Source organism: Halovivax ruber XH-70, assembly GCF_000328525.1.
In the GTDB taxonomy this organism is placed as follows: Archaea; Halobacteriota; Halobacteria; order Halobacteriales; family Natrialbaceae; genus Halovivax; species Halovivax ruber.
Window position 1 is genome coordinate 993,123 of the sequence record NC_019964.1, and the last position, 25,598, is coordinate 1,018,720.

At 64.9% G+C, this 25,598-nt stretch carries 26 protein-coding genes; 14 read left to right on the plus strand and 12 right to left on the minus strand.

Annotated elements, in window-relative coordinates; all coding sequences use genetic code 11:
* The first annotated feature begins 80 nt into the window (after positions 1–80).
* From hutU to HALRU_RS04680, 5 genes are read left to right on the plus strand one after another with little or no spacing between them, the layout of a single operon-like run.
* The gene (gene hutU / locus HALRU_RS04660; RefSeq protein ID WP_015300245.1) at positions 81–1,817 is read left to right on the plus strand and encodes a urocanate hydratase; all 1,737 of its coding nucleotides are present in this window, start codon (positions 81–83) and stop codon (positions 1,815–1,817) included.
* Complete coding sequence (gene hutG / locus HALRU_RS04665) at positions 1,817–2,809, plus strand: formimidoylglutamase (protein ID WP_015300246.1); 993 nt, start codon at positions 1,817–1,819, stop codon at positions 2,807–2,809. The genes hutU and hutG overlap by 1 nt, the downstream gene beginning before the upstream one ends.
* A complete protein-coding gene (gene hutI, locus HALRU_RS04670) occupies positions 2,802–4,064 on the plus strand; it encodes an imidazolonepropionase (protein ID WP_148680440.1) in 1,263 nt (420 codons plus the stop codon). Before hutG ends, hutI begins: the two co-directional genes overlap by 8 nt.
* Positions 4,057–5,727: a histidine ammonia-lyase gene (hutH, locus tag HALRU_RS04675; RefSeq protein WP_015300248.1), complete on the plus strand. Its 1,671-nt coding sequence runs from the start codon at positions 4,057–4,059 to the stop codon at positions 5,725–5,727. Before hutI ends, hutH begins: the two co-directional genes overlap by 8 nt.
* 57 nt (positions 5,728–5,784) lie before the next feature.
* Entirely contained in the window at positions 5,785–6,312 is a 528-nt protein-coding gene (locus tag HALRU_RS04680; RefSeq protein ID WP_015300249.1) for a DUF5813 family protein, read from the plus strand.
* Positions 6,313–6,390: 78 nt separating this feature from the next.
* Here the strand turns inward: HALRU_RS04680 and HALRU_RS04685 are convergent, their stop codons facing one another.
* Both HALRU_RS04685 and HALRU_RS04690 read right to left on the minus strand, forming a co-directional pair.
* Complete coding sequence (locus HALRU_RS04685) at positions 6,391–6,621, minus strand: Lrp/AsnC family transcriptional regulator (protein WP_015300250.1); 231 nt, start codon at positions 6,619–6,621, stop codon at positions 6,391–6,393.
* The gene (locus tag HALRU_RS04690; RefSeq protein ID WP_015300251.1) at positions 6,621–7,316 is read right to left on the minus strand and encodes a potassium channel family protein; all 696 of its coding nucleotides are present in this window, start codon (positions 7,314–7,316) and stop codon (positions 6,621–6,623) included. Before HALRU_RS04690 ends, HALRU_RS04685 begins: the two co-directional genes overlap by 1 nt.
* A 140-nt stretch (positions 7,317–7,456) precedes the next feature.
* On the opposite strand from HALRU_RS04690, the gene HALRU_RS04695 reads away from it, so the two are divergent.
* Positions 7,457–7,687 (plus strand): Lrp/AsnC ligand binding domain-containing protein, encoded by a 231-nt coding sequence (locus HALRU_RS04695; protein WP_015300252.1) that lies wholly within the window; start codon positions 7,457–7,459, stop codon positions 7,685–7,687.
* Positions 7,688–7,721: 34 nt separating this feature from the next.
* Here the strand turns inward: HALRU_RS04695 and tmk are convergent, their stop codons facing one another.
* Positions 7,722–8,315 carry a dTMP kinase gene (gene tmk, locus HALRU_RS04700; protein WP_015300253.1) on the minus strand — a complete coding sequence of 198 codons (594 nt, stop codon included), beginning with the start codon at positions 8,313–8,315 and terminating at the stop codon, positions 7,722–7,724.
* Between the two features lie 127 nt (positions 8,316–8,442).
* Here tmk and HALRU_RS04705 point away from each other — a divergent pair, with 127 nt between their 5' ends.
* From HALRU_RS04705 to cofG, 4 genes are all read left to right on the plus strand, one after another.
* Complete coding sequence (locus HALRU_RS04705; RefSeq protein WP_015300254.1) at positions 8,443–9,366, plus strand: complex I NDUFA9 subunit family protein; 924 nt, start codon at positions 8,443–8,445, stop codon at positions 9,364–9,366.
* Positions 9,367–9,631: 265 nt separating this feature from the next.
* A complete protein-coding gene (locus HALRU_RS04710; protein ID WP_007697976.1) occupies positions 9,632–10,819 on the plus strand; it encodes a tubulin/FtsZ family protein in 1,188 nt (395 codons plus the stop codon).
* A gap of 109 nt (positions 10,820–10,928) precedes the next feature.
* Positions 10,929–11,573 (plus strand): 2-phospho-L-lactate guanylyltransferase, encoded by a 645-nt coding sequence (gene cofC, locus HALRU_RS04715; protein WP_015300255.1) that lies wholly within the window; start codon positions 10,929–10,931, stop codon positions 11,571–11,573.
* Positions 11,574–11,639: 66 nt separating this feature from the next.
* Positions 11,640–12,764 (plus strand): 7,8-didemethyl-8-hydroxy-5-deazariboflavin synthase subunit CofG, encoded by a 1,125-nt coding sequence (gene cofG / locus HALRU_RS04720; protein ID WP_015300256.1) that lies wholly within the window; start codon positions 11,640–11,642, stop codon positions 12,762–12,764.
* A 76-nt stretch (positions 12,765–12,840) separates the two neighbouring features.
* Here the strand turns inward: cofG and HALRU_RS04725 are convergent, their stop codons facing one another.
* The 3 genes from HALRU_RS04725 to HALRU_RS04735 all read right to left on the minus strand — a co-directional run bounded on the left by HALRU_RS04725 (position 12,841) and on the right by HALRU_RS04735 (position 14,976).
* On the minus strand, positions 12,841–14,166 hold the full coding sequence (locus tag HALRU_RS04725) for a M48 family metallopeptidase (protein WP_015300257.1): 1,326 nt from the start codon (positions 14,164–14,166) through the stop codon (positions 12,841–12,843).
* Positions 14,167–14,302: 136 nt separating this feature from the next.
* A complete protein-coding gene (locus tag HALRU_RS04730) occupies positions 14,303–14,731 on the minus strand; it encodes a type II toxin-antitoxin system VapC family toxin (RefSeq protein ID WP_015300258.1) in 429 nt (142 codons plus the stop codon).
* A complete protein-coding gene (locus HALRU_RS04735; RefSeq protein ID WP_015300259.1) occupies positions 14,731–14,976 on the minus strand; it encodes an AbrB/MazE/SpoVT family DNA-binding domain-containing protein in 246 nt (81 codons plus the stop codon). The genes HALRU_RS04730 and HALRU_RS04735 overlap by 1 nt, the downstream gene beginning before the upstream one ends.
* A 313-nt stretch (positions 14,977–15,289) precedes the next feature.
* Here HALRU_RS04735 and katG point away from each other — a divergent pair, with 313 nt between their 5' ends.
* A complete protein-coding gene (gene katG / locus HALRU_RS04740) occupies positions 15,290–17,431 on the plus strand; it encodes a catalase/peroxidase HPI (RefSeq protein ID WP_015300260.1) in 2,142 nt (713 codons plus the stop codon).
* Positions 17,432–17,551: 120 nt separating this feature from the next.
* Here katG and HALRU_RS04745 read toward each other — a convergent pair whose 3' ends face one another.
* The 3 genes from HALRU_RS04745 to HALRU_RS04755 form a co-directional block, all read right to left on the minus strand.
* Positions 17,552–17,893: an mRNA interferase PemK gene (locus tag HALRU_RS04745; protein WP_015300261.1), complete on the minus strand. Its 342-nt coding sequence runs from the start codon at positions 17,891–17,893 to the stop codon at positions 17,552–17,554.
* Positions 17,890–18,249, minus strand: a complete 360-nt coding sequence (locus HALRU_RS04750; RefSeq protein ID WP_015300262.1) for a hypothetical protein — start codon at positions 18,247–18,249, stop codon at positions 17,890–17,892. Before HALRU_RS04750 ends, HALRU_RS04745 begins: the two co-directional genes overlap by 4 nt.
* A gap of 394 nt (positions 18,250–18,643) precedes the next feature.
* The gene (locus HALRU_RS04755; protein ID WP_015300264.1) at positions 18,644–19,567 is read right to left on the minus strand and encodes a hypothetical protein; all 924 of its coding nucleotides are present in this window, start codon (positions 19,565–19,567) and stop codon (positions 18,644–18,646) included.
* Between the two features lie 185 nt (positions 19,568–19,752).
* Here HALRU_RS04755 and HALRU_RS04760 point away from each other — a divergent pair, with 185 nt between their 5' ends.
* Together HALRU_RS04760 and HALRU_RS15600 are read left to right on the plus strand one after the other, a co-directional pair.
* The gene (locus tag HALRU_RS04760; protein WP_015300265.1) at positions 19,753–20,568 is read left to right on the plus strand and encodes an arylamine N-acetyltransferase family protein; all 816 of its coding nucleotides are present in this window, start codon (positions 19,753–19,755) and stop codon (positions 20,566–20,568) included.
* A gap of 16 nt (positions 20,569–20,584) precedes the next feature.
* Complete coding sequence (locus HALRU_RS15600; protein ID WP_015300266.1) at positions 20,585–20,746, plus strand: hypothetical protein; 162 nt, start codon at positions 20,585–20,587, stop codon at positions 20,744–20,746.
* A gap of 155 nt (positions 20,747–20,901) precedes the next feature.
* On the opposite strand, the gene twy1 is transcribed toward HALRU_RS15600, so the two are convergent.
* The 3 genes from twy1 to HALRU_RS04775 form a co-directional block, all read right to left on the minus strand.
* On the minus strand, positions 20,902–21,924 hold the full coding sequence (gene twy1, locus HALRU_RS04765; protein WP_015300267.1) for a 4-demethylwyosine synthase TYW1: 1,023 nt from the start codon (positions 21,922–21,924) through the stop codon (positions 20,902–20,904).
* A gap of 92 nt (positions 21,925–22,016) precedes the next feature.
* A complete protein-coding gene (locus HALRU_RS04770) occupies positions 22,017–22,451 on the minus strand; it encodes a hypothetical protein (RefSeq protein WP_015300268.1) in 435 nt (144 codons plus the stop codon).
* 87 nt (positions 22,452–22,538) lie between these two features.
* On the minus strand, positions 22,539–23,207 hold the full coding sequence (locus tag HALRU_RS04775; RefSeq protein WP_148680442.1) for an HAD-IIB family hydrolase: 669 nt from the start codon (positions 23,205–23,207) through the stop codon (positions 22,539–22,541).
* Between the two features lie 184 nt (positions 23,208–23,391).
* Here HALRU_RS04775 and HALRU_RS16245 point away from each other — a divergent pair, with 184 nt between their 5' ends.
* Positions 23,392–25,548 (plus strand): hypothetical protein, encoded by a 2,157-nt coding sequence (locus HALRU_RS16245; RefSeq protein ID WP_015300270.1) that lies wholly within the window; start codon positions 23,392–23,394, stop codon positions 25,546–25,548.
* Positions 25,549–25,598: the final 50 nt, after the last annotated feature.

A 25,598-nucleotide genomic window follows, 5' to 3' on the forward strand; every position in this document is an offset into this window, starting at 1 on the left:
GCGACTCGTCCCGGACGTACTTCAACCCACCTCCATGCGGTGGGGTGAGACGTTTTGACGGACGCGGTCGAGAGACAGGTATGCAGGACACTTCCGAGCCGTTCGACCGTGGTGAGCCCAGCGACACCTGGCGGGCGTACCAGGGTGCGTCGACTGGCACCGAGATCGAGTGCGAGGGGTGGCGTCAGGAGGCCGCCCTCCGGATGCTCAACAACAACCTCGATCCCGAGGTGGCCGAGAAACCCGAGGAGCTCGTCGTCTACGGCGGGACCGGGAGCGCGGCCCGGAGCTGGGATGCCTACGACGCCATCGTCGAGGAGTTGCGGGATCTCGCGGACGACGAGACGCTGCTCGTCCAGAGCGGCAAGCCAGTCGGGCGCTTTCGGACGCACGAGCGGGCCCCGCGGGTGCTGATCGCCAATTCGAATCTCGTGGGGAAGTGGGACGACTGGGAGCACTTCCACGAGCTCGAAGCCGAGGGCAAGATCATGTACGGCCAGATGACCGCGGGGTCGTGGGCGTACATCGGCACGCAGGGGATCATCCAGGGAACCTACGAGACGCTCGCCGCGCTCGCACGCGCAGAGTACGACGAGACGGACCTCGAGGGTCGCATCGTCGTCACCGGTGGGCTCGGCGGAATGGGCGGCGCCCAGCCGCTGGCCGTCACCATGAACGGCGGCGTCTGCATCGCGGCGGAGGTCGACGAGGAGCGCATCGACCGCCGGATCGAGACGGGCTACTGTCAGGAGAAGACCGACGACCTCGACGAAGCCATCGAGCGCGCCGAGGCGGCCGCCGCGGCGGGTGAATCGTACAGCGTCGGCGTGCACATGAACGCCGCGGACATGCTCGAAGCGATGCTCGAACGCGAGTTCGTGCCCGACATCGTCACCGACCAGACGAGCGCCCACGACGCCCTCGAGGGCTACTATCCGTCGGGGTACACCGTCGCCGAGGCCGACTCGCTCCGCGACGAGGATCCGGATCGCTACGTCGAAGAGAGCATCGACACGATGGAACGCCACGTCCAGGGTATCCTCGACCTGCAGGAATGCGGCGCGATCGCCTTCGAGTACGGGAACAACATTCGTGGCCAGGTACAGGACGAGCGCGGGATGGAAACGGCGTTCGACTTCCCCGGCTTCGTCCCAGCGTACATCCGCCCGCAGTTCTGCGAGGGCCGTGGCCCCTTCCGCTGGGCCGCGCTCTCCGGCGATCCCGAGGACATCTACCGCACGGACGAGGCCGTCCTCGACCTGTTCCCCGAGAAGGAGTCGTTAGGGCGCTGGATCGAACTCGCCCAGGAGCAGGTACAGTTCCAGGGACTGCCGTCGCGGGTGTGCTGGCTGGGGTATCACACTGGTGAAGATGGGCTTACCGAGCGCGCCCGCTTCGCCCTGCGGATCAACGACCTCGTCCGCGAGGGTGAGATCACGGCGCCGATCGTCGTCACCCGCGATCACCTGGACGCCGGTTCCGTCGCGAGCCCCAACCGCGAGACCGAGGCCATGCGCGACGGCACCGACGCCGTGGCCGACTGGCCGATCCTGAACGCCCTGCTCAACTGCGCGGCGGGCGCGGACATCGTCTCGGTTCACGACGGTGGCGGCGTCGGCATCGGCAACGCCCTGCACACGAACAACCACGTCGTCCTCGACGGGACGGAGCAGGCGGCCGAGACCGCGAAGCGCGTGTTCACGACGGATCCCGGGATGGGCGTGATTCGCCACGCCGACGCGGGCTACGAGGAGGCCCTCGACACCGCTCGCGAGTCGGACGTCGCGATCCCCATGCGCGATCGAGGTGGTGACTGATGGCCGAAGCCACGATTTCGAACCCACCGGCCTGGGAGTCGTCGGCGACCGACCCGAACGACGAGACGTTCGGCGACGTGATCGAGTCCGCGACCCTGGACGCGGCGGGCACACCGGCGGACGTGACGACCGCAGGCGAGTTCGACGCCGTCCTCCTCGGCGAACCGTACGACGGCGCCGTCATCGGCCGGCGCGGAGCTCGTGAGGGGCCCGGTGCGATTCGCGAGGCGCTGGCCGGCGTCAAGACGCATCACGTCGACGCGGGTCCCGTCGGGCGCGTGGGGGACCTGGGCGACGTGGCATGGCCGACGGACGCCGTGGATCTCGACGAGCAGGCCGACGTCGCCGCCGTCCAGGCACTCACCGAGTCGGTGACCGCCGACCTCCACGCGACCGACGCCCTGCCCGTCTTCCTCGGTGGCGACAACTCGCTCACCGTCCCGAACGTCGCGCCCCTCCTCGAGTCGGGGTCGGTCGGCGTCCTCAACTTCGACGCCCACCTCGACGTGCGCGAGCCCGCGGATGGGCCGTCTTCCGGGACGCCCTACCGGCAGTTGCACGACCGCGGCCTCGACGCCTACGCCGTCGTCGGTGCGCGCCACTTCGAGACGTCGACGACGTACGTCGAGTGGCTCCAGGGCGAAGGCGGTGCGGTGGTGACCGCGGAGGCCGTCGGCGAGGATCGCGACGCGGCGCTCGACCGGGCGTTGCGGACGGTCTCCGGCGTGGACTACCTCTACGTCAGCGTCGACCTGGACGTCCTCGATGCGCCGGCGGCGCCGGGGGTCAGCGCGCCGACGCCCGGTGGCCTCACCGCACGGGAACTCTTCGCGTGTGTGCGAGAAGCCTGCGCCGACGATCGCCTCGCCGGGTTCGAGGTTGTCGAGTGCGCGCCCGGCCTGGACGACGGCGATCGAACGGCGCGGGCCGCCGCCCGGACGGTCGTGCATGGCCTCGCCGGCTACGGTGCCGGGGGTGAGGCCAGTGTCTGAACTCGACGCGGTCGTCCACGACGCCGCGGAGGTCGTCGTCGGTCCGGACTCGGACGCCACCGGCACGGACGTGACCCTCGAACGGTACGAGGACGCCGCCGTCGCGATCGTCGACGGGTCAGTGGCTGCCGTCGGGCCCACGGACGAGGTGACGCGCGAGTACCCGCCGGCGAACGCCGAGACGGCCGTCGACGCCACTGGCCGGAGCGTGATCCCCGGCTTCGTCGACTCACACACCCACAGCGTCTTCGCTGGCGATCGCTCCGACGAGTTCGCCGCCCGGCTTCGGGGGGCGGACTACCAGGAGATCCTGGCCGAGGGTGGCGGCATCCTCCGGACTGTTCGCGCCGTTCGCGAAGCGAGCGACGACGAACTCGTCGCGAACCTGACGGCCCAGCTCGATGCGGCTCTCGAACACGGGACGACGACGATCGAGGTCAAGTCCGGTTACGGGCTCGACCGCGAGACGGAGCTTCGCCTGCTCGCGGCCATCGACCGGGCGGGCGAGTCGCATCCGGTCGACGTGGTTCCGACGTTCATGGGCGCCCACGCCGTCCCCGAAGACGAGGACGCAGCGGGGTACACCCAGCGGGTGATCGACGAGCAACTCCCGGCCGTCGCCGACCAGGGCATCGCGACCTTCTGCGACGTCTTCTGCGAGGAGGACGTCTTCACGCCCGAGCAGAGCCGCCGGATTCTGGAAGCGGGTCGCGAACACGGACTCACCCCGAAGATTCACGCAGAGGAGTTCGCCCGCACCGGCGGCGCCCAGATTGGGGCGGACGTCGGGGCCGTCAGCGCCGATCACCTCCTGCGTGCGACGGACGAGGACGCCGCGGCGCTCGCCGAGGCCGACGTGGTTGCGACCCTGCTTCCCGCGGCGGCGTTCTCGCTCGACACGGAGTACGCCGATCCGACGCAGTTCCGCGAGGCGGGTGCGACCGTCGCGCTGGCCTCCGACTTCAACCCAAACTGTCACGCACAGTCGATGGGGTTTACCGTCGCGCTGGCCTGTGCGAAGATGAAGATGACCCCCGAAGCCGCGCTTACAGCGGCCACCCGCGGCGGCGCGCGAGCACTCGACGCCGGCGACGGCGGAGCGAGCGGTGTTCCCACGGCCGCCGGTACGATTCGCCCCGGCGCTCCCGGTGATCTGCTCGTACTCGACGCACCGAGTTACGTCCACGTTCCCTACAGCTTCGGCGTGAATCGCGTCGACACCGTCCTCAAGGGAGGCGAGCGCGTCCATGGGTGAGCCGACCGACCGCGCCCGGCGACCGACGGGGGACGACCCCGTTCGTGTCGACGGCGAGACGCTCACGCCTGCCGACGTCGAACGCGTCGCCAGACTCGGCGCGCCGGTCGAACTGACGGACGAGGCGATGGCGAACGTCCAGACCGCGCGAGAGCGAATCGAAGACGTCGTCGCCTCGGGCGAGCCAGTCTACGGCGTCAACACCGGGTTCGGCGAACTCGTCGACGAGCGGATCGAACCCGACGAACTCGAGCGACTCCAGCACAACCTGCTGCGGAGCCACGCCTCTGGCGCCGGCGACGAACTCGGTCGCGAGGCCGTGCGCGCGATGTTGGTCACCCGGCTGAACGCCCTCGCGAAGGGCCACTCCGGCGTCCGCCCGATCCTCGTCGACCATCTCGTGACGATGCTGAACGAGGGGATTCACCCGGTCGTCCGGTCCCGGGGCAGCCTCGGCGCCAGTGGCGACCTCGCGCCCCTCTCGCACATGGCGCTGGTCCTGATCGGTGAGGGCGAAGCAATCGTCGACCGGAGCGATGGGGCGACCGATGGCCGCGATTCGGGTGCGGCCACCGACCGAGCCGACGAACCGATGACAGGCCGGCGACTTCCGGGCGACGAGGCGCTCGCGACCGCGGGGCTCGACCCGCTGTCGCTCGCCCCGAAGGAGGGGCTGGCGCTGATCAACGGCACGCAACTCACCGTCGGCCTGGCGGCGCTGCTCGTCGTCGACGCCGAACGCGTCGTCGAGGCGGCCGACGCGGCCGGCGCACTCACGACGGAGGTGACGATGGGTTCCACGGTTCCTTCCCACCCCGTGCTGTCCGAGGTTCGTCCTCATTCGGGCCACCGCGAGAGCGCCAAGCGAATCCGGTCGTTGACGGCCGACTCGGAGATCGTCGAGTCCCATCGGAACTGTGATCGGGTGCAGGACGCCTACTCGCTGCGGTGTCTCCCGCAGGTCCACGGCGCGGTTCGCGAGGCCGTGGCCCACCTCCGCGAAGCCGTCGCGATCGAACTCAACAGCGCGACGGACAACCCGCTCGTCTTCGACGCCGACGATGCCGATCCGCGTGCGAGCGGGACGGATCGAGCGGCGGTCCTCTCCGGCGGCAACTTCCACGGCGAACCGCTCGCGCTCCGACTCGACTACATCACGGCGGCGCTGACCGAACTCGCCGCCATCAGCGAACGACGGGTCGACCGCCTCCTGAACCCGAACCTCCAGGAGGATCACCTCCCACCGTTCCTGGCGACCGAGAGTGGCGTCGAGTCGGGCTACATGATCGCCCAGTACACCGCCGCGTCGCTGGTCAATGAGAACCGCTCGCTGGGTCGCGCCGCGACGGACAACACACCCGTCTCCGGCGGTCAGGAGGATCACGTCAGCATGAGCGCCCAGGCCGCCGATCACGCTCGGACAGCACTCGCGAACGCACGCCACGTCGTCGCGACGGAGCTCTGCGCGGCCGCCGAGGCGGCCGAGTACGTCGACGACGACCTGACTCACGGCGTCGGCACCAGCGTCGTCTACGACCTGGTACGCGAGCGCGTCCCGCCGCTCGACGGCGACCGCCCGCTCACCGACGATATCGAGGCGGCGGCCGACGTGGTGGCGGACGGGACGCTCACTCGTGAACTCTGGTCGGTCGTGGAGTCGTAGCCGAGCGACCCGACCGACTGCGCAACGCACTTTTCCCGTCGTCCCGTCTCCCTGCCAATGGCAGACGAGACACTACCGGAACCGGTGGACGCCGCACTCGCGGCCCACGATGCGTTCGAGCCGACCGACGACGGCTACGCCCTGACGACGACGGTCTTCGACGCGCGAGTGACCGCGTCCGCGGCCGAGGCTGACCGCGATGGTGAATTTTCCGTCGTCGCCACGGTCCCGACGCTCTCGGCGGCGACCGTCGACGAAGTCGCCCGTGTGGTCGAAGACGACTGGTTCGAGACGTTCGATCGCCGTCTCGCGGACGTCTTCGGCGTCGCGACCACCAGCACGCACGACGAGCCGATCGTCGAGCGTGACGTTCCGGCTGGCGAGGTGACCGTGACGCTGAAGTACGTCTCGTGGGACGCCGCCGAGGGCGTTGCGGACGCGAAAGCGATGGTCGAGTTCGTCGAGGGGACGTACGCGCAGGGGCTCATACCCGGCTACGAGTATCGCGGCGAGGCGGCGACGCTCCGTACGAATGCACAGCAACGAGGTCAGGAGGCGGTCGACGACGGTGGATCGCCATTGTAAGGAACCGGGGGCGGCCGGGCGGAAGCCGACGTGGTCGACGAGTCTGTGCCGTACTTGCGAGCAACGTGTCGGTCGCGATCAGTCCATGGCGATGTAGGTTTGCGTGCCTTCGACGCCGTCGATCCCCTGGATCGCGGTCGCCGCGACGTCCTTGATGGCGGCCGGGGAGTCGACCGACGCCTTCGCGATGAGATCGACGTCGCCGGCGACAATATGGACGTCCGTGACGCCGTCGATGGCGTCGATCTCCCGGCGGAGTCGGTCGGCGTCGCCGGTGTTGGCCTTGACCATGACGTAGGCGGTCACCATCACTGGACACCTCCGAGGTCGACCGTCTGTTCGCCGTCGGCCTCGCCGACGACGATCTGGCGGACGTCGCTCAGGACCGTGAAGTCTGCAAGCACGACGAGTCGGTCACCGGCGGCGAGCGACTCGTCCGGGTGTGGGATCTCGAACGGTCCGTCCTCGGGGCCGTGTGCGAGGACCCGTGCGTCGGCGGGGAGTTCGAGTTCGCTGACGAGGTATCCCGCGACCGGGGACTCGGGCGTGACGGTGAGTTCGACGAGCTGGAGGTTCTGGGCGATGTCGGCAATTGCGCGGATCGTTCCGCCAAGCAGGGCGTTCTTCGCGCCGATCGCGCCGAGGCGTTCGGGGTAGATCACTTCGTCGACCTCGTCTGCGTACTTCCGGTAGATCTCTTCGCGATAGTCGTCGTCGATCCGCATCACCGTCCGACAACCCGCGTGTGAGGCGATCATACAGGCCGCGAAGTTCGCGTTGAGGTCGCTGGTGAGTGCTCCGACGGCGTCGGCGTCGTCGAGTCCAGCTGTCTCTAGGACTTCCGTTCGAGAGCCGTCCCCGGCGATTACGTCGAGTCCAGCGTCCTCGGCGCGCCTGATTGTCGACTCGTCGCGCTCGATGACCGTGACGTCGTGGCCCTCCTCACGCAGGACCCGCGCGGTACGTAAGCCGACCCGGCCGGCACCAACGATAACAAACCGCATGGGTATGGGGTACGCGTGCACCCGTGAATAATGTTGCCCTCAGTCACACCTGTCTCGGGAAGTCCCGATGGTAATACCGGCATCTCAGGTGCTGAATTGTCCCAAACGCTTTAGTCGTGACAAATGGTACCACGGGCCTAATGGTCCACGCGTACGTGCTTGTGAAGACTTCGGCGGGCAAGTCGGCGGGACTGCTCGCGACGATCCGTTCGATCGAACTGATCTCCGACGCCCACATCGTCGCCGGAAACTACGACGTGATCGCTGAAGTCGAGGCGGAGGCGGTACACGACGTGCTCGAGACCGTCTCGTCGGAGCTACAGTCGCTCGACGGGATTCTCGACACGAAGTCCTACGTCGCGATGGACTGAGAAGGGCGGCCAGCGGCAGGTCTGGTGTCGACGATCAGGATCGATCGGCTGCGAGTCGCTCGTCGAGGACGTCGAGTACGCGCTCGATGACGTCTTCGGGCGAGCGCGTCGCGTCGATGCGGACGAACCGATTCGGTTCCGTCTCGATGAGTCGCTCGTAGTTCTCCTGGACGGCGGCGAGCATGGCTGCCCGCTCGAATTTGTTGGTCGCGCCGGCGCGGCTGGCGCCAGTCTCGGGATCGACGTCGAAGTACAGCGTGAGGTCAGGTTCGACAGTAAAGGCCGTGTGGATCCCGCGGACGTACTCCACCGGGCGCGTGACGACACCGGCGAGGGTCGCGCCCTGGTAGGCGTAGCGCGAATCTGCGTACCGATCGGAGATGACGAGGTCGTCCCGTTCGAGCGCCGGCTCGATTACGCGCGAGAGGTGATCGGCGTGATCGGCGGTGTAGAGGAAGAGTTCGGCGAGCGGGTCGGCGTCGTCGTCGCCGATCGACCGTGAGACGGCCTCGCCGTACCACGAGTCCGTCGGCTCCCGGGTGTACGTCGCGTCGGGGTACTCCGCCTGCAGCGCCTCCCACACCGTCGTCTTGCCGCTCCCGTCGATGCCCTCGAGCGTAACCAGCATGTGCGCGACTCACGGCGGCGGCTACATGATTCTGTCGAGTGGGCTACCGGGATGTAACAGGGACTCCTCGTCTCCCGTCTCACGTGTCTGCAGTGAAGTATATCCGGCTGGCCCGCCTTTATTCGGTATGGACGTCCTCGTCGCCGGCGGCACCGGCTTCATCGGAACGGCGTTGTGTGAGCACCTCGCCGAACGCGGTCACGACGTGACGGCGATGGCCCGATCGCCAGAGCCGTCGTCGCTGCCGGCTGGCGTGGAGGGCGTTGCCGGTGACGTCACTGACCCCGAATCGGTCGAGGCTGCCGTAGCGGGCCAGGACGCGGTGTACAACCTCGTCGCACTGTCGCCGCTGTTTCAGACACCGAGCGGGTTGTCGCACGAGGCCATCCACCTCGGCGGAACCGAAAACCTGCTCGCGGCCGCCGAGTCTGCGGGTGTCGACCGCTTCTGCCAGCTGAGCGGTCTCGGAGCGGCGCCCGACGCGCCGACAGAACACCTGCGAGTCAAGCACCGGGCCGAGGTCGCCGTCGAGGCGGCCCCGCTCGAGACGGTGATCGTCAGGCCGTCGGTCGTCTTCGGCGAGAATAGCGAGTTCCTTTCGTTCGTCGACGCGACGACGACGGCGTACGTCACGCCGTTGCCGGCCGGCGGCCGCATGCGCTTTCAGCCGATCTGGATCGGGGATCTGGCGCCGATGCTCGCCGATTGTGTCGACGGCCCGCACGCCGGCGAAACGTACGAGCTCGGTGGCCCCGAGCGCCTCACGTTGGCCGACGTGACGCGACTGTTCTACGCATCCCGCGACCAGTCGGTTCAGATCGTCCCGATTCCGCTCGCGCTCTCAGAACTCGGCCTCACGCTCGCGGGCCCGGTCCCGTTCGTCCCGTTCGGGCCCGAGCAGGCGAAGGCACTCTCGGTGGACAACACCGTCGACCGGAACGCCATCGATGCGTTTGGCGTCGAGGCGAGTGATCTCAGGTCACTCGCGGACTACCTCGGCGTCGATACGCCCGCGGCCCGCGACTCACTGCGGCCCGATGCAGACGGCTGACTCGCCGTTTTACATATCCCTTCTGCCACTAGGTTGCCGAGACGAATAACTACCCCTCATTTCAAGCGTGAACTGGTGGGCCAGAACACGATAATACCGCGCCTCGATTCGGAGATATATTCTGGGAACGATGGGTGAGTAATTCGATAAAAGTCCGCGACTGCTTGCGATTTGGGGAGATACTGTAGCGAACGTGAAAGTCAGGCAGACACAAGGTTTATATCCTTCTTGCTACTGTTCACTGCCAACGGAGCCCCCAGAATCAATGAAACTGGCGATGATCGGATTCGGGCAGGCCGGAGGGAAGGTCGTCGATCGATTCCTCGATTACGACGATCGAACGAACAGCGGCATCGTCCGCTCTGCGATCGCCGTGAACACGGCGAAGGCGGACCTCATGGGCCTCGACCGAATTCCACAGGAAAACCGTGTCCTCATCGGACAGGCACGGGTGAAAGGTCACGGCGTAGGTGCGGACAACGAGCTCGGCGCGGAAGTCGCCGAGGAGGACATCGACGAGGTCCAGAACGCGGTCGACTCGATTCCGACCCACGAGGTCGACGCCTTCCTCGTCGTGGCCGGCATGGGTGGCGGGACGGGATCCGGTGGCGCACCGGTTCTCGCGAAACACCTGAAGCGGATCTATACGATCCCCGTCTACGGACTCGGGATCTTACCCGGCACCGACGAAGGCGGCATCTACACCTTAAACGCCGCCCGCTCGTTCCAGACGTTCGTTCGTGAGGTCGACAACCTGCTCGTCTTCGACAACGACTCCTGGCGCTCGGCCGGCGAGTCCGTCGAGGGTGGCTACAGCCAGATCAACGAGGAGATCGTCCGTCGCTTCGGCGTCCTCTTCGGCGCCGGCGAAGTGCAGGCCGGCCAGGAGGTCGCAGAGAGCGTCGTCGACTCCTCGGAGATCATCAACACGCTCTCCGGCGGTGGTGTCTCGACCGTCGGGTACGCATCCGAAGAGGTCGATCTGACCGCCTCGTCGGGCGGCCTCCTCTCGAAGTTCACCGGCGGGAGCGGCGGTGGCGGTGACGACGGCCTCGACGCGGCAAACACGACCAACCGCATCACGAGTCTCGTTCGCAAAGCCGCACTCGGCCGCCTCACGCTCCCCTGTGAGATCGACGGCGCCGAGCGCGCGCTGCTCGTCCTCTCGGGGCCCTCGGATCACTTAAACCGGAAGGGCATCGAGCGCGGTCGCAAGTGGCTCGAAGAGGAGACCGGCAGTATGGAAGTCCGCGGCGGTGACTACCCGCGAGAGATCCCGGAGGTCTCCGCCTCGATCCTCCTCTCCGGCGTGACGAACGTCCCGCGGATCAAGCGCCTCCAGCAGGTCGCCATCGAGGCCCAGGACAACATGGAGGACATCCAGGCGGAAAGCGAGGACAACCTGGAGGATCTCGTCCAGGACGACACCGAAGATCTGGAGCCGCTGTTCTAACTGGGGGCTCGTTCGAGCGATCTCCGTTTTGCGTGATTTCCCGCCGACTCCAGCCGTGAGTGACCGCCGTGGCGACGTGTTTTTGGGTGCCGACCGCCGACGCCTTCTCATGCAGGTGATCGTCCCGTTCGCGGCCGACGCGCCCAAGACGCGTCTCTCGTCGACGTTCTCGGCGGCCGAGCGCCGGCAGTTTGCCGGGGCGATGGTACGAGACGTCGTTGATGCCGTCGCCAAGACAGGGCACGACCCCCACGTTCTCGCGACGGGGCCGGTGTCGGTCGACGTGCCGGTGACGGTCGACGAGCGGTCGCTCGATGCTGCTGTCAACGAGTTGCTCGAGAGTCACTTCGACGCGGCTGGGGACGACGAGCCGATCGCGGTCGTCATGGCCGATCTGGCACTGGCGACGGCCCCTTCCCTCGATCGGCTGTTCGAGACGAACGGCGACGTCGTCTTCGCGCCGGGACGCGGCGGTGGCACGAACGCGTTCGTCACTCGTCATCCCGACTTCCGGGTCGACTACCACGGGACGTCGTACCTCGATCATCGGGCGATCGCCTCGTCAGTCGGAGCGTCGGTCGGTGTCGTCGATTCGTTCCGGCTCGCGACGGACGTCGACGAACCGGCCGACCTCGTCGAGGTTCTCTGTCACGGCGACGGTCGAACTCGCGAGTTCCTGGTCGAGGCGGGGTTCGAACTCGTCACGGCCGACGAGGGACGGGTGACGGTCACGAGGACCGATCGAGTCGGGTGACGCTGGCCCCGTCACAGTCGGCCGGAACGAGACGATTTATCCCGTCAGGCTCGAACCCTTTGGTGAATGATTCCGGGAGCAGCCCGTTACGATGTCGACGTGGCGATCGACGAGGCCGACGTCGAGCGACTGCTCGCGGTGATGCCCGAGGACGTCGCGGCCCCGACGGAACTCACCTACGCCCGGAACGTGTTCGTCCCGCTGACGACGGCCTGCCGATACACGTGCACGTACTGCACCTACTTCGACCCGCCAGGCGCGGCGTCGCTCCTCTCGCTTGCCGAGGTGCGCGACATCTGCCGACGCGGCGCCGAGGCGGGCTGTACGGAGGCGTTGTTCACCTTCGGTGACGACCCGGACGACCGCTACACCGAGGTTCACGGCCAGCTTGAGGAGTGGGGATACGGCTCGATCCACGACTACCTCCGGGCTGCGTGCGAGGTCGCGCTGGAGGAAGGGCTCCTCCCACATTCGAACCCCGGCGACCAGACGCGCGAACAGATGGAACGCGTCGCGGACGTCAACGCGAGCATGGGCGTGATGCTCGAGACGACGGCGGACGTTGACGCTCACGCTGGACCGCGGCGAAAGGAACCCGGTCAGCGTTTGGCGACGATCCGGACGGCCGGCGAACTCGCCGTCCCCTTTACGACAGGGATTCTCGTCGGTATCGGTGACGGGTGGCGAGACCGTGCGGAGAGTTTGCTCGCCATTCGCGAGTTACACGAACGCTATGGTCACATCCAGGAGGTCATCATCCAGCCGGTTCGGAACAACGAGCGCTGGAACGGTGGGACGCCGGACCTCGCGACCATGCGCCGGGTGACGGCGATGGCTCGCGTCGCGCTCCCCGACGAGGTGTCCGTCCAGGCGCCGCCGAACCTGGCCCCCGTCAGGGAACTGATCGACTGCGGTGTCGACGATCTGGGTGGCGTCTCTCCGGTGACCGACGACCACGTCAATCCCGAATACGCCTGGCCGGCGCTGGAGGAACTGCGCTCGATCGCCGACGACGTCGGCTTGCCCCTCACCGAGCGATTGCCGGTCTACGAGCAGTTCCTGTCGACGTCTTCCCGGGACGGCGTTACCGAATCGGAATCGAACTGGGTTTCGCCGCGAATTCGGGCGGCGATTCGGGCGGAGACGGATCCCGGCGAACGCTTCCGGGGCGTGCTGGAGTCCCGTCCGTAGGTCGCGGTCGCGCGAGCAGCGCGCCTGTCCTCTCGGATGGCCGCACCAATCGCCTGCACGTACGGACCGAATCTCCTCACTTGCCGGCACCGCTGGCTGTCGGGACGTCACCCGTTCCAGCCCCATTGCCATCGTCCGTGAGTCCGCGGATGTAGCGGATTCGCTCGGGGATCGGCGGGTGATCGTAGTGGAACGTGGCGTACAGGGGGTGTGGGAACGGATTGGAGAGGTTCTCACCGGTCAGACTCGCGAGCGCACCGACGAGCGGCTCGCCGTCACCCATGACGTCGGTGGCGAACGCGTCGGCTTCCCGTTCGTGGGCGAGCGAGAGGCGATTGACGAGCGGGCTCGTCAGATCGAGCAGGGGCGAGACCAAGAGCGCTCCGAGGGCGAGCCCGACGTACGGCGTCTGTGGCAGGTCGAACATGGCGTAGAGCCAGGTCGCGTCCAGGAGTACCCAGAGGACGGCCAGGGCGACCCCGATGTGGGCGAGACTGGCGACGAACTGCTTCCAGATGTGTGCGCGCTTCCAGTGGGCGAGTTCGTGGGCAAGGACGCTCTCTAACTGCCGTAGTTTCATCTGCTCGACGAGCGTGTCGTAGAGGACGACGCGTTTCGTCCGCCCGAAGCCGACGAAGTACGCGTTCGAGTGGCCGGAGCGTCGGCTCGCGTCCATGACGTAGACGTCGTCGCAGGTGAAGCCGGCGCGGTCGAAGACGCGCTCGACGCCGTCACGGAGCTCACCCGCCTCGACGGGTTCGAAGTCGTTGAACAGCGGGGCGATCACCCGTGGGTAGACGACGAGCATCGCGAGGGAGAACCCGGCGAAGATGGCGAGCGCGGCGACTGGCCACAGGGTCGGGAGTGTTTCGACCGTGGCGAGGACGGCGGCGGACAGTGCCCCGACGAGCACCGCACTGATGAGCAACTGGATCAGGAGATCCCGAACGAAGAGGCCCGGTGTCTGGTTGTTGAACCCGAAGCGTTCCTCGACGACGAACGTGTCGTAGAGGTCACCCGGGAGCGAGAGTACCTGCGCCCCGATCAGCATTGCGACGAAGAACGCACTTCCAGTGAGGACTGGTCCGTAGTCGAGACCCTGAAACCACGCGACGACGTCCCCGGCGACGCCGGTGTAGAGCGTGACGAGCACGACGGCGAGTGTGAACCAGGACTGAAACTGGCCGATCGTCGTCTTCGCTCGGTGGTAGGCGCTGACCTGAGTTGGGTCGTCGACGTCGAACATCGACTGGACCCACTCGCGTTCCCGCTCGAGTGTCGCCCGGCCGTGTCGGACGTTCATCAGGGCGAGATAACTAAAGAATGCGGAGGATCCGACGACCAGTATCAGAAACACTGCGTGGGCGAATGGATACTCGCCGATCGGCACGAGATCGATCATGACGTGCTGTTGGTGTCGACGTGGGTAACGGTTTCGTCTAGCATTCACACCGACGTCGTCGACGGCTGGTGTGACTGTCGGACGTAGTGTGGCCGCTGGGCCGGTGCTGACACGATCGGCGGTCAGCCATCACGTCTCACCTGAACGGGTTCGTGGCCGTCTCCAGTCGCGTCAGGCCCGAAACCGCATCGAAGTCGCTATCGAAGGAGTAGAGGTACTCTCTCCCATCTCGTTCCATATACGCTGCAATGGTTGCGTCGACGAACGAGAGTTCATCGTATCGCCGAAAAAGTGCCTGTGCGGCGGTGAAGTCAACCTTGGGAGCGTGAATAATTTCGAAGTGTTCGCCCTCGATTAGCCGATCCAACAGCCCATTAGCCGCTTGTGAACCAAGTTTCTCGCGAGCAAGGTTCAATATCACCGCAGCGACGTAATTCGTGATGATGGCATTCGGCAGTTCCCCGTGGTCGATTCCGCGGACGATCTGTCGAGCCCGATCGTGGTACACATCGCGGGTACTGGCACTGGCAAAGAGCACGTTCGTGTCTAGTAGGGCGGCTGCCATCACTCGGACCCGAATTCGCCTTCAGCTTCGACTGCGTTGGTTTGCCCCACGTCTACGGGCTCAAAGTCGTCGAAGACTCCTTCTCGCTGGTGAACGACTTCGACCGAAAGGGCCCCGCTTTCATTCGTGTTCCACCGAAGTTTGTCACCGGGTTCGATGTCCAGTCGCTGGCGGAGGGTGGCTGGGATTGTAACCATCCCCCGGTCACTGACTTTCGTTTCCTCGGGCCCTGTTTCGGTCGACATACGTGGATCTACTCGTCCACAGCCTATACATGTTACTCCACATGTGGCGGATGACGTCACGTCCAGAGACGGGTTTTCACTCCGTCCGTGCTACTGTTCAGGCGACAGCTGGTGCCGACCAGGTGTTCTCTCGTCGAATGGATATCACGAGGGGTACTGACAAAATTGGTGATGGTACCCGGTGCAATCACGTGTCCCTGACACACTCAGTGAGCAACTTTATTTAGCAATCGTGAAAATTTGTTGGGAATCAAAAAAGGAGTCCTTTCCGAAGTAGACACTCTTATTATGCGAACGTGGCAATAGCAAGGTGATGCCAAACGCAGACCGAGACTGGTGGCCAGATGCGCTCAATCTGGACATCCTCGATCAGAACGCACAGCAGACGGACCCGATGGGCGAGGAGTTCGACTACGCGGAGGCGTTCGAGTCGCTCGATTACGAGGCCGTCAAGGCGGATCTTATGAAACTGATGACAAACTCGCAGGAGTGGTGGCCCGCCGATTACGGCCACTACGGGCCGCTGTTCATCCGGATGGCCTGGCACAGTGCTGGCACCTACCGGACGAGCGACGGTCGGGGCGGTGCCTCCGGCGGTCGCCAGCGCCTGGCTCCGCTCAACAGCTGGCCGGACAACGCGAACCTCGACAAGGCCCGTCGCCTGCTCTGGCCCGTCAAGCAGAAGTACGGACAGAAGCTCTCGTGGGCGGATCTGCTCGTGCTGGCGGGCAACGTTGCACTCGAGTCGATGGGCTTCGAGACCTACGGCTTCGCCGGCGGTCGTGAGGACGAGTACGCCCCCGACGACGCCGTCGACTGGGGCCCGGAAGACGAGATGGAGGGTGCGTCCCCCGAGCGCTTCGACGAAGACGGTACCCTCCAGGACCCGCTCGGGAACACGGTTATGGGCCTCATCTACGTGAACCCCGAAGGGCCGAACGGCGAACCTGATCCCGAAGCGTCCGCGACAAACATCCGCCAGACGTTCAGCCACATGGCGATGGACGACGCAGAGACGGTCGCGCTCATCGCCGGCGGACACACGTTCGGAAAGGTCCACGGCGCCGACGAGGCGACCCCCAACGTCGGTCCGGAGCCCGAGGCGGCACCGATCGAGGAGCAGGGACTCGGCTGGAAGAGCGAGCACGGCTCTGGGATGGGCGCGGACACGATCACGAGCGGTATCGAGGGACCCTGGAACACCACGCCGACCCAGTGGGACATGGGCTACGTGGACTCGCTGCTCGACCACAAGTGGTGGCCCGAGAAGGGTCCCGGCGGCGCCTGGCAGTGGACCACGCAGAACGGCGAACTCGACGAGTCTGCCCCCGGCGTCGAAGCGACGTCGGAAAAGGAGGACGTGATGATGCTCACGACGGACATCGCGCTGAAGCGCGATCCCGACTTCCGCGAGGTCCTAGAGCGCTTCCAAGAGGATCCCGCGCTGTTCCAGGAGACCTTCGCGAAGGCGTGGTACAAGCTGATCCACCGCGACATGGGTCCCGCCGAGCGCTTCCTCGGTCCCGAGGTCCCCGACGAGGAACTCATCTGGCAGGACCCACTCCCCGACGCCGACTACGACCTGATCGGCGAGGCCGAGATCGACGAACTCAAAGAGCGCGTCCTCGCCTCCGATCTCACCCGAACGCAACTCGTCAAGACCGCCTGGGCGGCGGCCTCGACCTACCGCGACAGCGACAAGCGCGGCGGCGCGAACGGTGCACGCATCCGCCTCGAACCGCAGCGTAGCTGGGAGGTCAACGAGCCCGACGAACTCGAGACGGTCCTCTCTACGCTCGAGGCAATCCAGGCCGAGTTCAACGACTCGCGATCGGACGACGTGCGCGTCTCGCTGGCCGACCTGCTCGTCCTCGGCGGGAACGCCGCCGTCGAGCAGGCCGCGAGCGACGCCGGCTACGACGTCGAGGTGCCGTTCGAACCCGGTCGCACCGACGCGACGGAAGCCCAGACCGACGTCGAGTCCTTCGAGGCGCTGAAACCGACGGCGGACGGCTTCCGAAACTACCTGAGCGACGAGGCACGGAACTCGGCCGAAGCGGAACTGGTCGACAAGGCGGACCTGCTCGACCTGACGCCCGACGAGATGACCGCGCTGGTCGGCGGGATGCGTGCCCTCGGCGCCACGTACTCCGATCACGGCGTCTTCACCGACGAGCCAGGGACGCTGACCAACGACTTCTTCGAGACCGTCTGCTCGATGGACTACGAGTGGGAGCCGGTCTCCGAGGACCGCGAGGTCTTCGAACTGCGCGACCGCGAGACCGGCGAGGTCGCGTGGACGGGCACACGCGTCGACCTGGTCTTCGGTTCGAACTCCCGCCTGCGCGCCATCGCGGAGGTCTACGGTGCGGAAGACGGCGAGGAAAAACTCGTCTCCGACTTCGTCGACGCGTGGCACAGCGTGATGGCGGCCGACCGGTTCGACCTCGAGTGAGGACCGGCAGACCGGCCGGCTACCGATCGTTCTTTTTTGGCCGACGCCTCGCCGTCAGTACCGAGCGGAGACGTGCGACTGTGGGTGGTACTCGTGACCGATTACCAGGATACCGGCAGTTCAGGGCATAAGGTAGCCGATCAACTGTGAGAGGACGTCTTCGGTGCGCGAATCGACAAGAGAAGTGAGACGGTATTCTACTTCCGCAGCGTTGTTGAGGGTTGCAAGTGACCACGGAAGGACGTGGCTTCGGGTTCCAAGCGGGTCGCCCTCGTAGTCACCGTCTCGGAGTGTCAGTGATTCTTCGTGGTAGGTCTTCGTCGTTAGTAGCGCGGTGATGAGTTGGACACCGTGGGTGGGGAACTGTGGTGTCCCGAGTACGAGCAGCGGACGCCCTTTCTCTGAGAGCGGATCGGTCCCCCAGACGATGTCTCCGCGCGCTAGTTCATAGAACGAGGTCACTGCACGTGCTCCATTTCGTCGGTTCGGAGTGCTTCGAGCCGTTCCCCCCCGTACTGCTCATCAGCGGTCTCGTAGTGTCGATGAAGCCGATAGGCTGATCTGAGCCGGTCCCGGTCGTCTGTGATCGCCCAGTAGGGGCGCTTGTGTCTCACGAGTCCTCGCTCTTTCAGCCGTGAGAGGATCGCACTGACTGCGTCCGTCTGTAGTTCGAGTTGTGCTGCAATCGTGGCTGCCTTCCACGCCCGATCGTCGTTCACGTCGAGGAACTGCACGATCCGTGCGGTGTCGTTTCCCTCTTCGAATTCGCCGTCTTCGGCTTTCTCGAACTCGTCGATATCGATGGCACCGCTCGACATACAGGGTTGTTGGTGCCGGTGTGCCTTAGCCATTTGGTATGTTTGGGCTGCTTGTTTCGGGGATTTGTACCATCGTGAGAAGGTCGGTCGGAATCCGTGAGTGGAGTTAGCCGAGAACGATTTTGTCTGTGTGTAGTTACACTACCCGGCTATGGGACCGACGGTCGGGACCCATCGGCTCGGGATCGGGGATGGTACTCGTGACCGACCACCAGACAGCCGGCGTGGACGGCAAGAACGACGAAAAGGGTTGTCGTCGGCGCCACACCCAGCAGTGGCGGCACGTACGCGAATGGGAGGGCCACGGCGAGCCAGAAGGCGATCGCTCGGAGGAGGGGCGCGGCGTGGTGGAGGGGACTGCGGATCGGGGAGCGTGCGGCGATGGACATGTTCGTCAGGCGTCGTCGGGCTGGCAGCCGAGGTCTGTCGACTCCGTCGACGTCTCGAGTGTCCCGTCGTCGGTTAGCTGGACCGTTGTCGTCGCTACGTTGCACGCTCCGATATCCTTCTTCTCGAGATCAACTGCTGCACTCGCGCCAGTGTCGAGCACGCGCGTCGCGATGGTTTCCGAACCGTTTCGATCGAAGCGGACGTCGGCCGTCGCGTCCGGCTCGACCGTGAAGAGGCCGTCGAACCGTGTGATCTCTTCGTCTTCGAGCAGTACGCGGGCCGTCCACGTCCGATCAGTTGGGTTGGACACGCTGATCGTGTGTTCTCCCTGCATCTCGTCGGACTCCTCGATCGTTCCGACGGTGTGCGCGACGGTCTCGCCCGACGCGACGCGTTCGGTGACGACGTTCCCGCATGCCATCATCGTCGACAGTGTGGACGACGAAAGCGTGCCGTCGGCTTGCAGTTCCAGCTGGACGCTGGTCGCGTTACAGTCGAATTGCGTACGCTCGACGGTTTCCGTCGCCGACTCGCTCGATCCGTCGACGGCCGCCTCGACGGTGTAGGCGGCGAACCGACTGATCGCGACCTTGGCGGCCCCTTCGGGTTGAACGGTGAACGACTCGTCGAGTATCGTCTCCCCACCCTGCTCGATCGCGAGCGCGACCGTTCGCTCGGTCTTCGTGGGGTTCGTCAGAAAGACGGCGTGCGGGGAGCGACGCCCACCGAGCTGCCCGTCCGTCGGATCGCGTTCGACTGTTTCGCCGGCCGGAACGGGTGTGGGCGAGTCGTCGGCGGGTGTCGATCCTCGCTCCTGCGTGTCACCACGATCGTCCTCGTCGCGGGCGGGTCTGAATTCCTGGAGGCAGCCTGCCATCATCGAGGTCACTCCCAGACCGGTCGCCGCGAGTAGCTGTCGACGCTTCATACTCTGACATTCGCCCCAGGTGATAAACCTCTCTCCCTGGGTCAAACTCGTCTTTCAGTTTCACCAGTGCCCGTTCACCGGGTCGTTCCGGTTCAAACCGCCTTCTCCTCCGTCCGGTAGTACCGAGGTAATGGTCGAGGGTGACCTGGGAAGCTGTTATTAGCCGACGCCACCAGGTCACTCGCGTGACCATTGGCCGATACGTAGAACGCCTCGGCGTTTCGGAGGCGACGCTGTCTGCGAACGGAACCGACGCGCTGGCCGAACTCCAGCGCCGGCACCTCCTCGAAGTCTCGTTTACCAACGCCTTCATCGACGCCGGAGCCGGGACGTCGCTCGACCCCGCGACGGCCGTCCCGCGCACCGTCTCCGGCGGCGGTGGACTCTGTTACGACTGCAACGGCGCGTTTGCGTGGTTGCTTCAGGAACTAGAGTACGACGTCTCGCTTCTCTCGGCCAGGCCACGATACGACGACGGTTCGCACGGCCCCGAGTACGATCACCTCGCCCTTCTCGTCGACGAACACCTCGTCGACGTCGGATTCGGCGACTTCGCTCGACAGCCGCTCCCGCTCGACGGACGGCTCCGGAGCGACGTCTCTGGCACGTACCGCGTGATCGAGGTGGCTGACCATGGCGGGACGTCTGGTGGCAATCACGCCCAAGCGGACGACGAGCCCGACGGGGACGGCGACGCGCCGTCGGACGAGTGTACACACGTCGCCCAGCGGCGGTCGGACGATGGGTGGGAGACGCTGTACCGCTTCGACGTGACGCCACGAGCCGGCGACGAGTTCGCCGACCTGGTCCGGTTCCACGCCACGTCGTCGGAATCCCCGTTCGCGGGCGCGAGGATGGCGACCCTCGCGACGGCGGACGGCCGTCTCACGCTTTCCGGAACGTCGATGACCGTCACGGAGGCCGGCGAAAAGCGTAAGGAATCGGTCTCCGCGTCCCGAACCGACGCGGTACTGGCCGACCGGTTCGGCCTCGATCTGTGAGCGTCGCGAGTTGCCGGTGCACCACATCATCACCCACGGGGACGTCGCGTCCGCTACCGGTTCGGTGACGGACGAGGACGGGACGGAGCACTCGATCTGCGACGTGTTCTCCTTCGACGGCTACTCGGGTGACGACCCGATCGCGTCGATCGAATCGTCCGTGATCGCGACGGATTGACCGGAGTGGCGTGTCGTTTCCCGAACGTATCGGCCCGTCGGCCTCGACGGGTGACTGTCAGTCGAGCGAGCCGCGAAATCGGAGCTATCGTCAAAATGATCGATTCACATCTCGAAATGCGTTCACTGGATGATCGTGGAATTGCAACTCTGCTGTCAGTCCCCGACAATCGGATCGCGCGCCCAAAACGCGCTGTCCTTCTGCAGTTTCGGTACCCAGGTGTCCTCGTTACGGGCCAGTAGCGCCACCCGGGAGGCTGGCACCTCCTTCAAGACCGGGTGATCGGGCATGTGCTCACCAATTTGCTCCGCGAAGTCGACGACGTCCTCGTGGTCGGGCATCGTCGAGCGGTCGAGTCGGCCCTGCGAGTGGCCGACGTGCATGTAGGCTTTGAGCTCGACGAAGTCGGGGTCCGCGCGCTGGAAGAGGCCGGCGTACCAGTCGGGACTGTGCATGTTCTCACCCTGGAGGAGCGTCGTCCGCAAGACGGTGCGGGTCTCGTCCTTCTCGGCCAGCACGTCGAGCGTCTCTATGAGCGTCTCCCAGGCGTCGTCCTCCATCGCGCGGACGACCTGGTCGAACGTGTGGCGTTCCGGTGCGTCGACGCTGACGTAGAGTTGTGTCGGATCACACTCGGCGAGGACCTCGGGGCGCGTGCCGTTCGAGACGAGGAACGTCGTGATGTCTCGCTCGTGGAAGGCGTCGATCAGTTCCGGCAAGTACGGGTAGAGGCTGGGTTCGCCGTCCAGCGAGATGGCAACGTGGCGCGGCTCCATGGCCTCGTCGAACGCCTCGCGCGGGACCTCGTCGTTGCCACCGAAGCCCGAGAGGAGTTTTCGCTGGAGGGTGAGTGAGGCGTCGACGACGGCCTCGGGATCGTCCCACTCGACGTCGTCGAGCTCGTAGGCGTGGCCCTGGTGGTCGCGCCAGCAGAAGACACAGCGCTCGTTACACCGGACGACTGGCGTCATCTGGATACAGCGGTGTGACTCGATACCGTAGAAAATGTTTTTGTAACACTTCCCCTCGCCGCGAAGGGCGTTTGCCGTCCAGCCGCAGGTCTGGGCCGCCGTGTGGTTCTCGCTGTGGTAGTCAGGACTAGACACCTGCTTCGGCCCGCCGTCACCCGTATCGGTGTCCGCTTCGCCCCCGGACCCGGCCGCGTCGGCGTTACTCATAGAGCGTCGTTCGACGGCACTCTCCAAAAGCCGTGCGGTGTGGCACCCGGACGGCGGTGTCACCCGGTCCCGCTACTAGGTCCGGACCACGGTTATCGCGGATCGGCCACGTCCTCTGCATCGGTCGGTTCGGCTGGTCGCCCGTCAGCGGATTGGGACCTTGCTGTTGGATCGTCTCCCGAGACCGGCCCGGCGTCACCCGAGGCCAGTCTGTCGTCTACTGATTCGCTCTCGCCTGGGCCGAACGGAAGCTGGCCAGGTTCGGCTGGCTGCTCGTCGCGACGAGTAAGTTCCCGTTCGAAGCCGTACAGGACGGTGCCAGTGTTTGCCGTCATGATCACGCCGGGCAGCGGCGCCGAGGTGAACAGGTACATGACGACGCCGGCGACGAGCGTTCCCGACGTCGCGAGCGACCACAGGAGTGGGCGGGAGACACCGACGCGGTCGGCGTCGTAGCGCGTGTAGACGAACAGGACGACGGACACGAGCGTGCCGACGATCCCGACGGGTAGCGCGTACGGAGCCATAGTGTTTCTCGGGCCGAGACGGATACGTATCTTGCGACTGGCGATGGTTCCGTCGTGGGCTCAATCCGTTCGTCGAGAGGGACTCGCTCACCCAACTCGCGCGAGCACGGCGAGCGTCCCGTCGGCGTGTGCGCCGTCGAGCACTTCGTCCGCCGCGGCGCGTGCCGCGTCGTCTGCGTTCGCGACGGCGAAACTTCGACCGACGCGTTCGAAGGTGGAGACGTCGTTCTCCGAGTCGCCGATGGCCACACACTCGTCGAGTTCGATTTCGAGGTCCGCTGCAATTCCTTCGAGTGCTCGGCCCTTCGACCGCTCGGTGTCGGTCACGTGGTAGGCGTAGCCGGTGTCGACGACCTGCAGATCGTGTTCGGTGGCGATGGCTTCGAGCGGATCGAGCGGTTGTTCGGGCGCGACTGCGAGTTCCGTCTCGCGCCACCGATTGATCGTGTCGAGCCCGTCCCATCCGAGATCGTATCCGGCGTCTTCGTACCCCCGAGCGACCGCCTCGGCTCCATCTCGGCTACCCGAGATGGTGAGCTTGTCTTCCGTGACCGTCACACCGCCGTTTTCGGCGATCACTCGTTCGGGGAGGCCGATGAAGTGACAGAGTGCGACGGGAAACGGCGTCGCCTTTCCAGTGGCGAGTACGACCGGCGCGTCCCACTCCCGCAGCGGATCGAACACATGGGGGTCAAGTCCCCGCCCCTGTGGCCGCGTCAGCGTTCCGTCGATGTCCAGGATCAGTGGCGGCGTCACAGTCGTGACTTCGTTGGGGCGGGCAAAAGCGTGCCGACAGTGACGTTGGTTCAGTGCCTGCGACGGGTGATGACCGATCGGCGTCGACTCCGTCTGGAGGAAGGAGAATGTCCGTTGGCCATCATCGTTCATAAGAAACTGCTAGTTTTTTGCGTGTTCGGACATTCGGAAGAGGTACTGACGAATGGTGATCGAGATATCTCCCCTCACAGATCCCCACGGGCTGCGGCTGTTCGACTCGAACGAACAGCGCCAGCTATCGATCAAAACGAGCGGCGAAATAACTCCGAAGGCGGTATCGACTGAGGAATTCTGCTTTCCTGTCGATACGGCGTGTCGGGTCGAGACATCGTCCCTCGTGTTTGACCAGCGGTATCTCGTCAACGTTCACGACCAAACCGGGAGATCGATCGCAAAACTGAACGACAACGCCTCCTACCAACTGGCAGATGATGTTCAGTTCGTCGGACTCGATGGCCCGATGAAACTGTACTGTCGCATTCCGACGTCGGGCCGAATCGAAATCGGAATCAAATCTGTCCAGTTCACATTCGACGAGTGTGTCGAGATCGATATCGGCGCTCGGTCCCTTCACGAACGGCCCGCAGGGCGAATCGAAACGCCAGCCGAGCCGCGGACGATGATGCGGGCAATTTCATCTCTGACCTCAGCACTAAAGACAGAGAGCCCGGAACGATCGTGGCCGACCTTGCGGGGCCATCCTCCGCGTATCGAGCTCGCGTCCGAATTCTCGGTACAGACGGAGAACGACCCGCTCAGAACCAATGTCCGAATAGAAATACCGGCCGATTATGAGCATCTGTATCCGATCGCACCGCTTTCGTTCTATCTCGGTGCAACCGTCGTAGCGGGTGATACCCCCACGGTTCGGGTAGGCGACCGATCATTCGAGCTCGGCGCCTCGCGCACGTTCGAGGACGACGTCTCACGGACATTACAGCAACTCTTCTTCCTCGATTGTATCGTTCGGACCGAAGGGATCTATCCGTATCAGCTACACGAACGTAATCAGTTAGAATCGGCCCTCCCGTGGGACCTCGCCGAACTATACAACCGCTCTCTCACCGAACGCATCAAGGCTTATCTCGCTATCGAGTACGAACTCGTCGAACCGCACCTCCCACGGTGGCCGCTCACCGCCCACGTCCCTCCGGAACCCGAGAGTGTCGAACTTCTTCCGTACATCGTGAACGAACTCGGTATCGTTCGAACTACCGCAGGGACCCGTACGTCGATCGAAACGTCAATTCCGGAGCCGAAGTCAGCCAGGACACCGGTCTCGATGGGCGACACCAGCGTCCGGGCCGCATCCACTTCGTCAGTCGACACAGGGCCGTTTACTCGGTCGAGGACGAGATCGCAGGTTTCTCGCTCGAATTCGTCGTCGACGTTTCCGGTCGTCGAACCCGCCGTGACGGACGAGTCGATCGAACATGCGTGGTTCGGGGACCTTGCACCCAAATCCGGCTCGAAGGCGACCATCGAAGCGTACCGAAATCAACTCGACCGGGAGTCGCGAACGGAACACATCGATATTCTCGTCGTCTGTAACGATGCACGGATGCTGGACGAACACGACCTGCTCGACGACACGTACGGGTCGCGTGAACTCCTCCCGTTCGACGTGACTTCCAGGTTCGGCGTAACGACGGACGAACTCGCCGACTTGCTCGAATCCGGTGGATTCGACTTTCTCCACTACATCGGTCACGCCACGGAAGACGGGCTCGAGTGCACGGATGGCGATCTGGACGTTCGATCACTCGAAACGGTCGATCTGGGCGTGTTCTTCCTGAACGCCTGTCACTCCTACGAGCAAGGGCTCGCACTCTCTCGACGTGGTGCGTTCGGGGGCGTTGCGACGATCGGTGACATTATCAACGAACACGCGGTCGAGTCGGGCGCGTCACTTGCCAAATTGCTAAACCTAGGGTTCCCCCTCCGCGGAGCACTCGAAATGCTCTCCGAATGGACGATCCTCGGCGATCAGTACCTCATCGTCGGCGACGGCTCGACCGATATTGCGCAGTCGGATGGGGGAGCGCCAACGGTTGTGACAGTCGAATCTGATGTCATATCAGACACGTTCGATGTCTCTTTCCGTCATTATCCAGCAAAAGAGTTCCAAATCGGCTCGGTCACGTCGCCAACAATTGAGTCAATTAACGAGGTGTTCCTCCTTCCTATGACAGACTATCGAACGGAGGTGACGGCTGACCAACTTCGTGAATACGTTACGTGGACAGAAACTCCTGTTTTGACTGACACTGGATTGGAATGGAATACCGATCTCGGTTTTCCACGATTCCTAGAAAACTGACGGTCTAACGTCCCCGAATCTTTGTCTGGTGAACAAAACCTACTGGATAC

What these genes read in the sequence shown, in the direction of transcription:
- HALRU_RS04680 (WP_015300249.1), top strand. Translation starts at nt 5,785, where the DNA reads ATGGCAGACGAGACACTACCGGAACCGGTGGACGCCGCACTCGCGGCC.
- hutG (WP_015300246.1), top strand. Translation starts at nt 1,817, where the DNA reads ATGGCCGAAGCCACGATTTCGAACCCACCGGCCTGGGAGTCGTCGGCG.
- HALRU_RS04705 (WP_015300254.1), top strand. Translation starts at nt 8,443, where the DNA reads ATGGACGTCCTCGTCGCCGGCGGCACCGGCTTCATCGGAACGGCGTTG.
- cofG (WP_015300256.1), top strand. Translation starts at nt 11,640, where the DNA reads ATGATTCCGGGAGCAGCCCGTTACGATGTCGACGTGGCGATCGACGAG.
- HALRU_RS04710 (WP_007697976.1), top strand. Translation starts at nt 9,632, where the DNA reads ATGAAACTGGCGATGATCGGATTCGGGCAGGCCGGAGGGAAGGTCGTC.
- HALRU_RS04690 (WP_015300251.1), bottom strand. Translation starts at nt 7,316, where the DNA reads ATGCGGTTTGTTATCGTTGGTGCCGGCCGGGTCGGCTTACGTACCGCG.
- hutU (WP_015300245.1), top strand. Translation starts at nt 81, where the DNA reads ATGCAGGACACTTCCGAGCCGTTCGACCGTGGTGAGCCCAGCGACACC.
- HALRU_RS04730 (WP_015300258.1), bottom strand. Translation starts at nt 14,731, where the DNA reads ATGGCAGCCGCCCTACTAGACACGAACGTGCTCTTTGCCAGTGCCAGT.
- HALRU_RS04750 (WP_015300262.1), bottom strand. Translation starts at nt 18,249, where the DNA reads ATGTCGAGCGGTGCCATCGATATCGACGAGTTCGAGAAAGCCGAAGAC.
- HALRU_RS16245 (WP_015300270.1), top strand. Translation starts at nt 23,392, where the DNA reads ATGGTGATCGAGATATCTCCCCTCACAGATCCCCACGGGCTGCGGCTG.
- HALRU_RS04755 (WP_015300264.1), bottom strand. Translation starts at nt 19,567, where the DNA reads ATGAAGCGTCGACAGCTACTCGCGGCGACCGGTCTGGGAGTGACCTCG.
- HALRU_RS04770 (WP_015300268.1), bottom strand. Translation starts at nt 22,451, where the DNA reads ATGGCTCCGTACGCGCTACCCGTCGGGATCGTCGGCACGCTCGTGTCC.
- HALRU_RS04735 (WP_015300259.1), bottom strand. Translation starts at nt 14,976, where the DNA reads ATGTCGACCGAAACAGGGCCCGAGGAAACGAAAGTCAGTGACCGGGGG.
- HALRU_RS04685 (WP_015300250.1), bottom strand. Translation starts at nt 6,621, where the DNA reads ATGGTGACCGCCTACGTCATGGTCAAGGCCAACACCGGCGACGCCGAC.
- katG (WP_015300260.1), top strand. Translation starts at nt 15,290, where the DNA reads ATGCCAAACGCAGACCGAGACTGGTGGCCAGATGCGCTCAATCTGGAC.
- cofC (WP_015300255.1), top strand. Translation starts at nt 10,929, where the DNA reads ATGCAGGTGATCGTCCCGTTCGCGGCCGACGCGCCCAAGACGCGTCTC.
- twy1 (WP_015300267.1), bottom strand. Translation starts at nt 21,924, where the DNA reads ATGAGTAACGCCGACGCGGCCGGGTCCGGGGGCGAAGCGGACACCGAT.
- tmk (WP_015300253.1), bottom strand. Translation starts at nt 8,315, where the DNA reads ATGCTGGTTACGCTCGAGGGCATCGACGGGAGCGGCAAGACGACGGTG.
- HALRU_RS04695 (WP_015300252.1), top strand. Translation starts at nt 7,457, where the DNA reads ATGGTCCACGCGTACGTGCTTGTGAAGACTTCGGCGGGCAAGTCGGCG.
- hutH (WP_015300248.1), top strand. Translation starts at nt 4,057, where the DNA reads ATGGGTGAGCCGACCGACCGCGCCCGGCGACCGACGGGGGACGACCCC.
- HALRU_RS04725 (WP_015300257.1), bottom strand. Translation starts at nt 14,166, where the DNA reads ATGATCGATCTCGTGCCGATCGGCGAGTATCCATTCGCCCACGCAGTG.